Here is a 13311-nt window from a genome sequence, read left to right on the forward strand (position 1 = left end):
TCATTGGATGGGGGTCATTTCATTGAACCGGAGCGCGGCCATCGCGCAAGCCGTTCAGGTCTGACGATGTTCGGGCGGGTTTGATTGATGTCCACCAAGCGCTGCTATTACGAGACCCTGGAAGTCGAACGCGACGCCGACGAGGGCAAGCTCAAGGCCGCCTTCCGCAAGCTGGCGATGAAATGGCATCCGGACAAGAATCCGGGCGATGCCTCCAGCGAAGTGAAATTCAAGGAAATCAACGAGGCCTATGAGGTGCTGCGCGACGCCGACAAGCGCGCCGCCTATGACCGCTACGGCCACGCCGCGTTCGAGCAGGGCGCCGGTGGCGGTCCGCACGGCTTCGGCGCCGGCTTCGCTTCGTCGTTCTCCGACATTTTCGAGGACCTGTTCGGCATGGCCGGGCAGCGGCGCGGCGGCGGCACCGGCCGCGAGCGCGGCGCCGACCTGCGCTACAACATGGAAATCACGCTGGAGGAGGCCTTCCTCGGCAAGACCGCGCAGATCGAGATCCCGGTCTCGGTGACCTGCGAATCCTGCTCCGGCACCGGCGCCAAGGCCGGCACCAAGCCGAAGACCTGCTCGATGTGCGGCGGCGCCGGTCGGGTCCGCCAGGCCCAGGGCTTCTTTACGCTCGAGCGGACCTGCCCCGGCTGCCACGGCCGCGGCCAGATGATCGAGGATCCCTGCCCGTCCTGCTCCGGCTCCGGCCGGGTGACGCGCGACCGCACGCTGTCGGTCAACATTCCGCAGGGGGTCGAGGACGGCACCCGCATCCGCCTCGCTGGCGAGGGCGAAGCCGGCCTGCGCGGCGGGCCGCCCGGCGACCTCTACATCTTCCTGTCGCTGTCGCAGCATGAGTTCTTCCAGCGCGACGGCGCCGATCTGCATTGCCGGGTGCCGATCTCGATGGTCACGGCGGCGCTCGGCGGCGAGTTCGAGGTGCCGACCATCGACAAGGGCAAGACCAAGGTCAAGATTCCCGCCGGCGCGCAGTCCGGGCGCCGGTTCCGGATCGCCGCCAAGGGCATGCCGGTGCTGCGCTCGCGCCAGACCGGCGACATGTACGTCCAGATCGTGGTCGAGACGCCGCAGAACCTGACCAAGAAGCAGCAGGAGCTGCTGGCCGAATTCGAGAAGCTGTCGTCCGGGGCGACGCAGCCGGAGGCCGCGGGTTTCTTCACCAAGGTCAAGGACTTCTTCGGCAAGGCGGCGAGCTGAGCGGTGGCCTTGCCGCGCGTCGCCCAGGCCATCTTGCGAGGCGTCTCGGCAAGCGAGTTCGCGACATGCGGCATCGCGTGTTTTGCTGCTCTGCACATGCAAGAAATTATCGATTTCATCTGCGCGACCGCGGACCCGGCAGCCTTAATCGTGAGTTACGGTTCGGCTTGACCGCCCCGCCTGCGACCTATACGTCTTTGTGACTCTTTTCTGACATCGCCGTGAAGAACGGTCCCGTCCGGTACTGAGATGCCCCTGCAAACGTCCGTGCGTGCGTCGAAAAAACCTCTTCGTCTCGACGATGAGGTGCGATTCCTCCGCTCATGGATTGAAAAGCCGCTGCACATGGGTGCCGTCATGCCGTCGGGGCGGCTGCTGGCCCGGACCATGGCGCAGTATGTCGATCCTCATGGCACTGGTCCGGTCATCGAACTCGGGCCCGGCACCGGCGCGATCACCAATGCGCTGGTCCAGCATGGCGTCGATCAGAAGCGGCTCGTCCTCGTCGAATACAATCCGGGCTTCTGCGCGCTGCTGCGCGACCGCTATCCGCAGGCCAAGGTGGTCCAGGGCGATGCCTACCGGCTGCGCGACACGCTCTGGAACGTGCTGGGTGCGCCGGCCGCGGCCGTCGTGTCCGGCCTGCCGCTGGTGACCAAGCCGATGCTCACCCGCATGAAGCTGGTGCGCGACGCGTTCGCGGCGATGTCGCCGAATGCGCCGTTCGTGCAGTTCACCTATTCGGTCGTGCCGCCGATTCCGAAGTCGCTGCCGGGCGTCACCACCGAGGCCTCCGAGCGGATCTGGATGAACCTTCCGCCGGCGCGCGTCTGGGTGTATCGCAAGCCCTGACCGGCAGCCGCGGCTCGTCGCGGCGGGTCGCTTCCCGGCCCCACGATGTCCGCGCTGAAGATCCTCATCATCCCCGGCTCGACCCGGGCCGGCTCGCACAACGCCCGCCTCGCTGCTGCTGCCGCCTATCAGTTCGTGCAGGCCGGTGCGGACATCACGCGCATCTCGCTCGCCGACTTTCCCTTGCCGATCTACGACGCCGACCTCGAGGCCGCATCCGGCGTGCCGCGCGAGGCGATCAATCTGAAACGGATGATCGGCGCGCATGATGGCGTGCTGCTGGTGACGCCTGAATACAACGGCTCCGTACCGCCGCTGCTCAGCAACGCCATCGCCTGGCTGTCGCGGGTCGACGAGCCGCCGGAGGGACGCGGCGCGGTGTTCCGCAGCCGGCCGTTCGCGCTCGCCGCGGCGTCCGAGAACCGCTTCGGCGGCGCCCGCGCGCTCGCGGCCTTGCGGTCGATGCTGAGCGCCTGTAACGCCACCGTCATTCCGACCCAGCTCGCGCTGGCCTTCGCCGACAAGGCCTATAACGACCTCGATCGGCTGAAGCAGCCGGCCGACATCACCGCGCTCGATGCGCTGGTGCGGCAGCTGATCGAAACCGCGCAAACCACGATGTGAGGTGACATGCCGACCGAGATTGCTCCGCGCGACCGCCTGATCGTGGCGCTCGACCTGCCCAGCGTGGCGGACGCCGAAGCGATGATCGCACGGCTGGGCGAGGCTGTGACGTTCTACAAGATCGGCATGGAGCTGACCTATGCCGGCGGCCTCGGCCTCGCCCAACGCCTCGGCGCCGAGGGCAAGCACGTGTTCATGGACCTCAAGCTGCACGACATCCCGACCACGGTCGAGCGCGCCACCCGCCAGATCGCAAAGCTCGGCGCCCGCTTCCTCACCGTGCACGGCTTCTCGCAGAGCATGCGCGCGGCGCTCGCCGGCGCCGCCGGCTCGTCCCTCGAACTGCTCGCCGTCACCGTGATGACCTCCTATGACGATTCCGATCTCGCCACCGCCGGCTACGCGATGGGCGTGAAGGAGCTCGTCGCCCGCCGCGCCATCCAGGCGAAGGAGGTCGGCATCCACGGCCTGATCCTGTCGCCCGAGGAGACCGCGCTGGTCCGTCCGCTGATCGGCCCGGACATGCAGCTGGTCACGCCGGGCATCCGCCCCGCCGGCAGCGATGTCGGCGACCAGAAGCGGATCATGACGCCGGCGCTGGCGATCGCCGGCGGCGCCGACCGCCTCGTCGTCGGCCGTCCCGTCACCGCCGCTGATGATCCCGCCGATGCCGCCGAGCGCATCGTCGCCGACATCGCCGCTGCGGTGGCGCTGGTCGGCCGGACCAATCGGACGTAAGCCTGACCCGTCACAACGAGGAGACCCCGAGGGATGCCCAAGGCCTATTGGATCGCACGGATCGATGTCCACGACATGGACGGCTACAAGGAATATGTCGCGCAGAACGGCGCCGTGTTCCATCAATACGGCGCCAGGTTCCTGGTCCGCGGCGGCCAGTACGAAACCCGCGAAGGCACCTCGCGCTCGCGCAATGTCGTGATCGAGTTCAAGGACTACGCCACCGCGCTGGCGTGCTACAACTCTCCCGAATACCAGCGGCTGGTGGCGATCCGCGCGCCGCATGCGCAGGGCGACCTGGTGATCATCGAGGGCTATGACGGCCCGCAGCCCTGATCGCCGCTCGCCCCAGCCAAGCCACTTGCCACTCGGCCGCGTTCGGTTGCCGCCGGCGCGAGCCCCGGCTATAGCCCTTGACGGGGCGGAGGAGCTGAGATGTCCAGGATGCGCTTGATCGTTGCCGGAGCCGGCGGCCGCATGGGCCGCGCCTTGGTGCGTGCGATCGCCGAGGCCGAGGGCGCCGTGCTGGCGGGCGCGCTCGAAGCCCCCGGCTCGGAGCTGATCGGCAAGGATGCCGGCGTGCTCGCCGGCCTGCCCGCCAACGGCATCAAGCTGTCCGGCGATCTCTGGGGCCTGTCGGCCGAGGCCGACGGCATCCTCGATTTCACCGTGCCGGCCGCGACCATCGCCAATGTCGCCATCGCCGCCGAGCGCGGCATCGTCCACGTCGTCGGCACCACCGGCCTGTCGGCCTCCGACGACGCTGTCATCAAGAGCGTCACCAAGCGCGCCGTGGTCGTGCAGTCCGGCAACATGAGCCTCGGCGTCAATCTGCTGGCGGCGCTGGTCAGGCAGGTGGCGAAGTCGCTCGACGACGGCTTCGACATCGAGATCCTCGAAATGCACCACAAGCACAAGGTCGACGCGCCCTCCGGCACCGCGCTGATGCTCGGCCGCGCCGCCGCCGCCGGCCGCGGCATCGACCTCGAGCAGCATTCGGCGCGCGGCCGCGACGGCATGACCGGCGCGCGCCAGACCGGCGACATCGGCTTCGCCTCGCTGCGCGGCGGCACCGCCGCGGGCGATCACAGCGTCATCTTCGCCGGGCCCTCGGAGCGGCTGGTGCTGTCGCATCAGGCCGAGGACCGCATGATCTTCGCCCATGGCGCGCTCAAGGCGGCGCTGTGGGCGCATGGCAAGCCGCCGGGCCACTACACGATGGACGACGTGCTCGGCCTCAAGGACCTGTTCTAGAGCAACTGAAGCGGATCTGATCACGATGAGCGAACGTCTCCTGGTGCTGGTGCGCCACGGCCAGAGCGAGTGGAATCTGAAGAACCTGTTCACGGGCTGGAAGGATCCGGACCTGACCGAGCAGGGCGTCACTGAAGCCAAGGACGCCGGCCGCAAACTGAAACAACACGGCCTGACCTTCGACGTCGCCTTCACCTCGGAGCTGACGCGCGCCCAGCACACGCTCGATCTGATCCTGACCGAGCTCGGCCAGACCGGCCTGCCGACGTCCAAGAACCTCGCGCTCAACGAGCGCGACTATGGCGACCTCTCCGGCCTCAACAAGGACGACGCCCGCGCCAAATGGGGCGAGGAGCAGGTCCACGTCTGGCGCCGCTCCTACGACGTCCCCCCGCCCGGCGGCGAAAGCCTCAAGGACACGCTCGCCCGCGCGCTGCCCTACTACGTCCAGGAGATCCTCCCCGGCGTCCTCCGCGGCCAGCGCACCCTCGTCGCCGCCCACGGCAACTCGCTCCGCGCCCTGATCATGGTGCTGGAGAAGCTGACGCCCGAGGGCATTTTGAAGCGCGAGCTGGCGACCGGCGTGCCGATCATCTACCGGCTGAAGGCGGATTCGACGGTGGAGTCGAAGCTGGATCTGGCGGGCTAGGACCATCGCAAGGCTCCAACGATCATGGGTGATTGCGTCCCTGTAAGTTGAAGCCCGGCTCTCTCCCACAGCCACGCTGCGCTCCCTCGCCCCGTTCTTACGGGGAGAGGGCTGGGGTGAGGGGCAGCCTCACGGGTGGTGCCTCATCCGCAAAGTCACCCCAACTCACGCTGCTAATTAGTTACTCGTCATGCCCGGGCCTGTCCCGCCTCCGCGGCCGAAGCCGCTTCAGCGCGGCGAAGGCCCGGGCATCCACGTCTCGCCTTGCGCGCAGAACGACGTGGATGGCCGGGACAAGCCCGGCCATGACGACGTGGAGGTAGCTGGCCCCAAGCGCGGTCCCGCGCTTCCGCCGTCAAAGGCAAGACATCGTCCGATCGGCGACAGAGCGCCCAATCGTCATCTCCCCGATTCACATCTCAAACAGCCCCGGACACGGCTCCACGATCTCGCGGCGCATCCCGCCCGAGTCCTGCTGCAACCATGTCCCTCAAAATCGAGAGGGCGCGGGGAATGCCGGATGCTGGCCGCACCCATGGCCCGCCTGCAGAAAAAAAGCAGGCGGCAGTCACCACAGGTTCAGCCGAAACAACCGGCATTCCCCGCGCGACGGTTTTCACGCTTATACGCAGTCTCCCTGGTGCGCCGGGCTTGTTGGCCACCATCCCCAGCGCAATGCGTCAGCATTGCGCCGCGTTGATACCAGCGTCGGGGTATCAGGACCCTGCGACTTCACGTCCGCAGCCCCACCGTTCGTCGGCGCGCCCGAAGACACGCTGCGGCAGACCACGGCCATCGCTCCCCACCTCGCGTGTCGTGACGATCGCGCGCAACGCCCCTCTCGTCGAGGCGGGATGGGGCATAGAAAAACATACTTTCGGAAAAAGAGCAATAGAAAATGTGGGACAGATGCTAGGCGCGTCGTACATCCAGCCTTAAGATCAGCTCTTCAGCATCTTTCCGAGCGCTCCTTCCTGCCTGATTACCGCGATTGTCGCTTGTACCTCCCATGGTACTGAAGCGGCTCGCTACGGACTTGTAAGTGACCCTGAAGTGCTTGGCGGCGATCTCCTGTACAAGAGCGCCTGACAAACCATTTGAACAGGGGTGGGCTGGAAACGTCAAAACTACTTTGGATCCTCTCGCGGCAATGGTGCCGAGCAAGTCATCGAGCGCCGTCATTGCCTCGGTCTGAACACTGTAGGATGATCTTGGCCGCCTCTTTGCCGACGGATAGCGTCCTCTGCCTTCCACGTCCCCACAGCTCCCTCGGGCAACCGACTCAAGAACATGGTAGAAGCGGCTATAGTGTACTCCAGAGTATGGCGGATCGATAAATACCAGATCCCCCTCTCTAAGGCTCTTAGCTAATAGATTCGCATCTCCTCGCTTAGCTTCGCCTCTGCTCAATGAGATAGTCTCTGCTAAAAAGATAAAATTCTTCTTGGTTTGTTCGACCAAGTCGCGCCTCCATGCCTCTGCCAGATATTTTATGCCGGTAGGAGTAGGTTGGAATGGTTGAGCTGTATGACCCGGGCTTGCGGCGCAATGACTTGCGCTTCGGATCAATGCAGCTAAGGCAACCCGTCTTGCGTCTCTGGCGGTTGGCAGTGTTCCGCGCAATGCATCGATCCAAACGGCCTGTTCGGCCGAGAAGTAGTGCCCTCCGTATGCTTTGGTAATAGGAAGCGTGGTGCATTCGTTCGACCAAGCCCTTTGCTTCTGGACGGCTCGCTCGGTTAAGCTGGATGAAGTCATACGAATTGGAGCCGCAACGATGACTTCAGCTTCGGCACGCTTGAACCAAGAAGACCAAATAGGTTGCCAGTCTAGCTTCTCTTGACGCGTGATGACGGCGGCTGCAAGCGCAACGCTAAATTCCTGAAGATCTGCAGCTAGCACTGGGACAGGAGAGCGCTGTGCGACGTGGTTTGCAACAGCAGCCGATCCGCTAAATAAGTCGACGAAACGACGAGAAGACTGCAACTCGCGATCGAGAAGATCTCCAAGTCCATTGCGGAGCATCGCCCGCTTAGATCCCATATACTTCATTTCGCCGAACCAATAAGTCTCAAGGTGTCATACTCCAAATAGCGACACGCTCAAAACTTCCCAACCCAAGAATTGCTTGCCCTAGCTCGGCTCCCATTCGATAGAATGATTGCTGGTCAGATGTGTATTTTTGTTGGAAAAGCTCGACGTCTCGTAGCATTGGGCTAACGTCTGCCCAAAGGTCGGACGGGTCCACAGCATCGCCCTCCCACAATCCCCGAGCTTCGCCCAGCCCTTTCGACCAGAACGAGACCGTATTTGAGCTAAAGGTCGCTCCCCGCAACAACATAGTTGTCGACCCCGACGCTACTCTCAACAAAAGGGCTGCCCGTGAAATGACGGCGTGAGCACCGGCCGCTACATCGTTGGCCTGCAATTTTGATCTAGAGAATACTATTGCATCATGTGGTACGAGGGACCGCGTCATAAAACGTAGCCATTGCCGCTCGGCTTCCGAGGACAAGCTTTGACTTTTAACCACGCCCTCAGCGAAGCGATGAAAATTCGCGGTATCCACCGCTGGCGATCGACCACTCCTGCCAGTATAGAGGCTCCAAACGCCGAGCCTCAGTATATGCCGGTCAATTGTCTCGAATTGCGATTGAGGGGAAGGCTCTAACGAATCCCAAAGATCCCGAACAAACTCAAGTGTATCTCGTCCCTCAATATACCAAGCTTGGGGCAAGCCGTCGGGCTGATAGCTTGAGATATTTCGAGCATCCCGGTCGTCAGGAAATGATTGTAAATCCACTCCCCACTGTCGAAACCATGCTTGAATCTGCGGGCCGATAGCGGCGACCCCGCCGATCGTCGCAAACCAATCTTCTAACGGAATGCCATAAGGCCGAATCATGCGAGCAAAGAGCGATCCCGAAGACGACCGTCCGGCCCAATGCTCAAGGCACTGCCAAGAAAATCGATGAGTGCCTGCGGTTGAATGTAACTTAGCCGCCACGTTTGGGGCAGTTAGCGCAAAGTGGTGCTTATTGAAAACGCCGATGCCTTCTGCAGCAAGAACAGAAGTCGCGGCGCGTAGCTCTGCATAGTACGCTAAATGCCGCGCCCTGTGCGGATCTCCCCGCAGCAGAGCAGTTATCGCTCTCCCAAGATAGCTCCAGCCGTCGGCTGAATGCAGCAAGGCGCTGGCCGCAATATATTGGGCTACATCACGTCGATGAGGAACTTGTCCCGCAGCTATTTCGGCCTCAAGCTTTGCAACGGTATCGGTCGAGTAGCGATTGGTGGCTGTGGCCCAACGAGCTCCGCTCAGCGTCGGCTTAAGTCCGGCAAGCGTCTGTTCTACCGCGCGCCGCGATAGCCCGTTGATTACCCTTGCGTCACGTGTTGGCAGCGGCATCGTCGTCACAGCCGACCGGCCGCGTCGGCGACCATCTCACTGCCGCTGCGAAGCGTCTCAATTAGTTGAGTTCGAATTTCCTTGTAGCCGCCGCTGCCACGAAAAACGAGCTTTTCCCGCCTAAGCTCTTCTGAGAGTTCCGGCGTCGAACTCGTTCGCCAGTCAAACTTGGTGAGACCAGTTGCAATTTCTCGGACAAAGGAAGCGACCTTGTGCTTCCGTAACGATGTCATGGCGAGCGTTACAGCATCTGTATCATTTGCCCCTGCTTGTCGCTCGACCTGCCATGATCGCAAATCAAGATGAGGAGCCTTAACAAAGCAAAGGTCATTTAGCACGTGGAGAAATCCTCGCACGCCTTGGTCGGTCATGATCAAGGAATGCTCGCTGTAGAAGGCGGGATCATCTGCAGAGGTGGATTCGCCGGACTTGATAGCGAGAATTCTTAGGTGTTTTGCCCAAGGTTCGTTGCTTCGCTTGATTGCTGCGCGAAACTCTTGCCAAGAAAAAATGAGGAATGCTGCCTGCTGAGCACGGCTCCAGCCGAGAACTTCCTGGCCTTCAACCAGGCGAGAACCGTATAGTCCTCCTGCACGGGAGGTTCCACCGCCCCATGGCCTGACAAAGGTCGATGTGAGCGACTTAATCCACGCGTTCTGTGAGACCCAACGATTGGCGCGTTCGCCCAACATATTGATGCGATCGAACCAAGGACTATCTGGGTTGGACCAAAGTGCTTCGGTCAGCTCTTGAGATCGGGTTTCTCGGTAAACCGCATGTCCCTCGGCGCGGTCGAGCCAGTCCTCAGCGCGGAGGAGCGGGTAAAGATCAAACGCCAAGCTCGGGTTTATCCGCTTTGGCTTTATGTTGATAGTCCAGAATAGATAGGCCTGCCAACTAATGTCGAGACCATAGAACGCAACGACGGGCAGCTCGAAGTCTGCGTCGGCATTATCGAAAGCCCAAAGGCGATGTTGTCCATCGATCACTTCGAAGGGGGGCGCCTCCTCTGGGCGCCATCCTTGAGACCATTCGACGTAGGGGAGGATTATTTTGGAAAATCCTCCTTCACTATCGTCAACTTGCACAAGATCCTTTTTAGCGACGGACCCCGAAGAGCGCTTGTCGTCGGGATCTAGAATATTGATCACGATCGCCGTGGGAAGCCAGCCCGGCTTTCTGAGATCATTAAATTCGCTTGATCGTCTCTTTGCCTCACTCAGTGTGGACCAGGGAAAGCCGTACTCCACAAACTTGGCGATCTCCTCGGAACGCTCGGGTTCATGTTGTCTCTGAATTCCTAGGTCTGCAGCTCGCGGGGTAACGCCAGCAGTCTTGCGACGTGCGATGCCGGAAAGGCTTCGGAGCTCACGAGCCGGAAGTGAAAACATGAAGAAGTGCGGAGACGGCTTGCGACGGTGCTCGGCAGCATCAAATTCGATTTTATCCCAGCCTGGCAGCCACTGCTTCACCTTGATTGCGGGGACTTCTCGTCTCTCAAGAATCTTAATAATCTTTTTGGCCACGCAGATGCCCCCGAAGACGTTGCGACACTGGTGATGTCGCGCCGCTTTCTCCGTTCATCGCGCATTTCACGTTGGGCTTCAATGCAACCGCAGGTGTTTGCAGACATTTTTTGAGCTGACGACTCTGATGGCCGGGCTATGACAAGGATCCTGGAACCCTCAGCCAGCCTCACTCCTCGGCAAAAGAGCAAGGAGTATCGCGTCTAATCTGAACGGCTATGGCGACATCCACGGCTTCAAACTGCTTCATGCCGCTCTTCAGCCGATCCATCCGTCCTACCCCATCCCCACCTGCCCGGCCTCCCACCCGATCATGGCCTGCTTCCGGGTCAGGCCCCAATGATACCCCGTCAGCGCACCGGTCTTCCCGAGCGCGCGATGGCACGGCACCACGAACGAGATCGGGTTCTTCCCCACCGCGGCGCCCACCGCGCGCGAGGCCTTTGGCGACTCCAGCCGGGTCGCGATGTCCGAGTAGCAGACCGCGCGGCCCATCGGGATCTTGAGCAGCGTTTCCCAGACGCGGACCTCGAAATCGGTGCCGATCAGGACGACGCGCAAGGGCTGGTCGGGGCGCCACAGGGTCTTGTCGAAGATGCGCTGGGCGAGGCCGGCGGTGCCCGGGACGTCCTCGACGTAGGACGCGCGGGGCCAGCGGCTCTTCATGTCGGCGAGCGCGGAGGCTTCCTCGCCGGGGTCGGCGAAGGCGAGGCCGGCGAGGCCGCGCGGGGTGGCCATGACGAGCGCCATGCCGAATGGGCAGGGGTGGAAGCCGTAGCGCAGGGTGGTGCCGGCGCCGCCGGTCTTCCATTCGCCGGGCGACATCGCCTCGTGGGTGACGAACAGATCGTGCAGCCGGCCGGGGCCTGACAGGCCGGAGTCGAGCGCGGCGTCGAGCACGCTGGCCGAGCCCTTCAACAGGCCCTTGGCGTGGTCGAGCGTCAGCGCCTGCATGAAGGCCTTCGGCGTCAGCCCGGCCCAGCGCCGGAACAGGTGGTGCAGCTCGTCGGGCGTCAGGCTGGCGGCGTCGGCCATGTCCTCGATGGCCGGCTGCCGGCGCCAATGCTCGGAGATGAAGGCGATCGCGCGGCGCACGGCATCGTAGTCGCGCAGCTCAGCCGATTGTTGCGGGCCCGGCTTGGCCAGGGCGGAATCGTGAATGGCGAGGGTCATCATGGGTCCGGATGTAGGGCGGACGGGGTGGGGACTCCACCCGATTTCCGAGCGCGGGGCTATGGGGGATTTTGGCCCGGCCGGCGCGGCCGGCTCGGTGCACCTCGCCCCGCTCTTGTCCGCCGTAGCTCAGAGAGCGAAGGCGGATGCGGGGAGAGGTCGGATTGCATCGCAAGATGCAATCCGGGTGAGGGGGGCTGTCCGCACGGTCGGTGCGCGTGGCGGCCTCCAGCTTGAGCTCTCACTATGCCTACTGCCCGTGTGGCTGCCCCTCACCCCAACCCTCTCCCCGTAAGAACGGGGAGAGGGAGCCTACTGCGGCGGGGAGTGGCAGCTCGGCTCCAAAGGATCGACTCGCTACAGCGGATTATACACCGGGCCGCGCTTCGCGGCCTGCAACCCCGCCGTCATTGCCTTGGCGAAGCTGGCCTTCTCCTCCGGCCCCAGGAAGCTCGCGATCGCGACGCGCTGGCCGCGGGCGACGAGGTAGAGGCGCTCGATGCCGAACTCCTCGTGGGTCTCCTGATCGAGCTTCACCCACAGCGGGTTGAAGCGCCATTCCATGACATGGCCCTTGTGGCTCACGCGGCGCAGGCGCAGCTCGGTGAGCGTAATCGAGACATCCTCATAGGCGTTGGCGCGGCGGAAATTGACCTTGAAGGCCCAGTAGATCGCCAGCGCGTCGAGGCCGAAGAAGCCGAGCACGGGCCAGGCGCCCATCAGCAGCGAGGCGAGGCCGCCGATGAAGCTGATGGCGCAGACCACGATCATCAGCACCACGAAGCCGGGCTGGCTCAGCGAGCGGTGCGGCGTCAGCCGGGCCGAAAACAGCTCGGGGTCAACGGCCGCGGCGGCGGTCTCCTGATACGCAAAAGCGTTGCCTGGCGTCATGGGGCCTCAGTATACCCGGATCATGGCCAAAATCACCCGCCCCCAACGCGCCAAGCCGGTGCCGGTTCGTCCCTCGTCCAAAAAGGCCGCCAAGGCGGGATCGAAGACGCCTGCCAAGACGGCGGCCAAGGCCTCGAAGCCCAAGGCCTTGAAGCCCAGCAAGGCCGCCCCGGCCCACGCGGTCAAGACAGCGTTGAAGGCGACCAAGCCCTGGACGCTCGCCGAGATCCGCGAGGCCTTCAGCCGGTTCGCTGAGGCCAATCCGGAGCCGAAGGGCGAACTCGAACACCTCAACCCCTACACGCTGCTGGTCGCCGTGGTGCTGTCGGCGCAGGCGACCGATGCGGGGGTCAACAAGGCGACGCGGCCGCTGTTTGCGATCGCCGACACGCCGCAGAAGATGCTCGCGCTCGGCGAGGACACCGTGCGCGAGTACATCAAGACCATCGGCCTCTACCGCACCAAGGCCAGGAGCGTGATCGCGCTCTCGCAAAAGCTGATCGCGGAATTCGGCGGCGAGGTGCCGCGCACGCGGGCCGAGCTGGAATCGCTGCCGGGCGCCGGCCGCAAGACCGCGAACGTCGTGCTCAACATGGCGTTCGGCGAGCACACGATGGCGGTCGACACCCACGTGTTCCGCGTCGGCAACCGCACGGGGCTCGCGCCCGGCAAAACGCCGCTCGACGTCGAGCTCGGGCTGGAGAAGGTGATCCCGGCCGAGTTCATGCTGCACGCGCATCACTGGCTGATCCTGCATGGCCGCTACACCTGCCTGGCGCGCAAGCCGCGCTGCGAACTGTGCCTGATCAAGGACCTCTGCCGCTGGCCGGAGAAGACCGCCTGATGAGACGGGCGCAGCTTCGAGGTCGGCCCCGCTGTCACCCTCCCCTGGAGGGCAGGGCTATCGCATATGACCAATCTGAGTTTTTCGCGGAACCATCTCCACGTCGTCATGCCCGGGCTCCGTCCCGGGC

13 protein-coding genes are annotated in these 13311 nt (G+C 63.5%); 8 read left to right on the plus strand and 5 right to left on the minus strand.

Annotation, left to right across the window (positions count from 1 at the left end; all coding sequences use genetic code 11):
- The first annotated feature begins 87 nt into the window (after window positions 1-87).
- The 7 genes from dnaJ to ACQR1B_RS15170 all read left to right on the plus strand — a co-directional run bounded on the left by dnaJ (window position 88) and on the right by ACQR1B_RS15170 (window position 5338).
- A complete protein-coding gene (gene dnaJ, locus ACQR1B_RS15140) occupies window positions 88-1221 on the plus strand; it encodes a molecular chaperone DnaJ (RefSeq protein WP_434835858.1) in 1134 nt (377 codons plus the stop codon).
- Between the two features lie 249 nt (window positions 1222-1470).
- A complete protein-coding gene (locus tag ACQR1B_RS15145; protein WP_434835857.1) occupies window positions 1471-2073 on the plus strand; it encodes a class I SAM-dependent methyltransferase in 603 nt (200 codons plus the stop codon).
- A gap of 45 nt (window positions 2074-2118) precedes the next feature.
- Complete coding sequence (locus ACQR1B_RS15150; protein WP_434835856.1) at window positions 2119-2697, plus strand: NADPH-dependent FMN reductase; 579 nt, start codon at window positions 2119-2121, stop codon at window positions 2695-2697.
- A gap of 6 nt (window positions 2698-2703) precedes the next feature.
- A complete protein-coding gene (gene pyrF / locus ACQR1B_RS15155; RefSeq protein WP_434835855.1) occupies window positions 2704-3435 on the plus strand; it encodes an orotidine-5'-phosphate decarboxylase in 732 nt (243 codons plus the stop codon).
- 33 nt (window positions 3436-3468) lie between these two features.
- The gene (locus ACQR1B_RS15160; protein ID WP_434835854.1) at window positions 3469-3771 is read left to right on the plus strand and encodes a DUF1330 domain-containing protein; all 303 of its coding nucleotides are present in this window, start codon (window positions 3469-3471) and stop codon (window positions 3769-3771) included.
- A 99-nt stretch (window positions 3772-3870) separates the two neighbouring features.
- Window positions 3871-4689, plus strand: a complete 819-nt coding sequence (dapB, locus tag ACQR1B_RS15165; protein ID WP_434835853.1) for a 4-hydroxy-tetrahydrodipicolinate reductase — start codon at window positions 3871-3873, stop codon at window positions 4687-4689.
- Between the two features lie 25 nt (window positions 4690-4714).
- A complete protein-coding gene (locus tag ACQR1B_RS15170) occupies window positions 4715-5338 on the plus strand; it encodes a 2,3-bisphosphoglycerate-dependent phosphoglycerate mutase (RefSeq protein ID WP_434835852.1) in 624 nt (207 codons plus the stop codon).
- A gap of 912 nt (window positions 5339-6250) precedes the next feature.
- On the opposite strand, the gene ACQR1B_RS15175 is transcribed toward ACQR1B_RS15170, so the two are convergent.
- The 5 genes from ACQR1B_RS15175 to ACQR1B_RS15195 form a co-directional block, all read right to left on the minus strand.
- Window positions 6251-7390 carry a DNA adenine methylase gene (locus tag ACQR1B_RS15175; protein ID WP_434835851.1) on the minus strand — a complete coding sequence of 380 codons (1140 nt, stop codon included), beginning with the start codon at window positions 7388-7390 and terminating at the stop codon, window positions 6251-6253.
- 19 nt (window positions 7391-7409) lie between these two features.
- Window positions 7410-8747: a hypothetical protein gene (locus tag ACQR1B_RS15180; protein WP_434835850.1), complete on the minus strand. Its 1338-nt coding sequence runs from the start codon at window positions 8745-8747 to the stop codon at window positions 7410-7412.
- A gap of 5 nt (window positions 8748-8752) precedes the next feature.
- Complete coding sequence (locus ACQR1B_RS15185) at window positions 8753-10273, minus strand: DGQHR domain-containing protein (protein ID WP_434835849.1); 1521 nt, start codon at window positions 10271-10273, stop codon at window positions 8753-8755.
- Between the two features lie 276 nt (window positions 10274-10549).
- Window positions 10550-11449 carry a methylated-DNA--[protein]-cysteine S-methyltransferase gene (locus ACQR1B_RS15190; RefSeq protein WP_434835848.1) on the minus strand — a complete coding sequence of 300 codons (900 nt, stop codon included), beginning with the start codon at window positions 11447-11449 and terminating at the stop codon, window positions 10550-10552.
- Window positions 11450-11803: 354 nt separating this feature from the next.
- A complete protein-coding gene (locus tag ACQR1B_RS15195) occupies window positions 11804-12337 on the minus strand; it encodes a DUF2244 domain-containing protein (RefSeq protein ID WP_434835847.1) in 534 nt (177 codons plus the stop codon).
- A gap of 22 nt (window positions 12338-12359) precedes the next feature.
- Between ACQR1B_RS15195 and nth the strand changes: the two genes are divergently transcribed.
- Window positions 12360-13181: an endonuclease III gene (nth, locus tag ACQR1B_RS15200; protein WP_434835846.1), complete on the plus strand. Its 822-nt coding sequence runs from the start codon at window positions 12360-12362 to the stop codon at window positions 13179-13181.
- Window positions 13182-13311 lie beyond the last annotated feature (130 nt).

Origin of the sequence: Bradyrhizobium oligotrophicum (genome assembly GCF_051168495.1) — a bacterium.
Taxonomy (GTDB): Bacteria; Pseudomonadota; Alphaproteobacteria; order Rhizobiales; family Xanthobacteraceae; genus Bradyrhizobium; species Bradyrhizobium oligotrophicum_A.

Bases quoted from the DNA above. Each gene is read 5' to 3' on its own strand.
- dapB (WP_434835853.1), top strand. From the start codon at position 3,871: ATGTCCAGGATGCGCTTGATCGTTGCCGGAGCCGGCGGCCGCATGGGC.
- ACQR1B_RS15145 (WP_434835857.1), top strand. From the start codon at position 1,471: ATGCCCCTGCAAACGTCCGTGCGTGCGTCGAAAAAACCTCTTCGTCTC.
- nth (WP_434835846.1), top strand. From the start codon at position 12,360: ATGGCCAAAATCACCCGCCCCCAACGCGCCAAGCCGGTGCCGGTTCGT.
- pyrF (WP_434835855.1), top strand. From the start codon at position 2,704: ATGCCGACCGAGATTGCTCCGCGCGACCGCCTGATCGTGGCGCTCGAC.
- ACQR1B_RS15180 (WP_434835850.1), bottom strand. From the start codon at position 8,747: ATGCCGCTGCCAACACGTGACGCAAGGGTAATCAACGGGCTATCGCGG.
- ACQR1B_RS15195 (WP_434835847.1), bottom strand. From the start codon at position 12,337: ATGACGCCAGGCAACGCTTTTGCGTATCAGGAGACCGCCGCCGCGGCC.
- dnaJ (WP_434835858.1), top strand. From the start codon at position 88: ATGTCCACCAAGCGCTGCTATTACGAGACCCTGGAAGTCGAACGCGAC.
- ACQR1B_RS15170 (WP_434835852.1), top strand. From the start codon at position 4,715: ATGAGCGAACGTCTCCTGGTGCTGGTGCGCCACGGCCAGAGCGAGTGG.
- ACQR1B_RS15150 (WP_434835856.1), top strand. From the start codon at position 2,119: ATGTCCGCGCTGAAGATCCTCATCATCCCCGGCTCGACCCGGGCCGGC.
- ACQR1B_RS15160 (WP_434835854.1), top strand. From the start codon at position 3,469: ATGCCCAAGGCCTATTGGATCGCACGGATCGATGTCCACGACATGGAC.
- ACQR1B_RS15190 (WP_434835848.1), bottom strand. From the start codon at position 11,449: ATGATGACCCTCGCCATTCACGATTCCGCCCTGGCCAAGCCGGGCCCG.
- ACQR1B_RS15175 (WP_434835851.1), bottom strand. From the start codon at position 7,390: ATGAAGTATATGGGATCTAAGCGGGCGATGCTCCGCAATGGACTTGGA.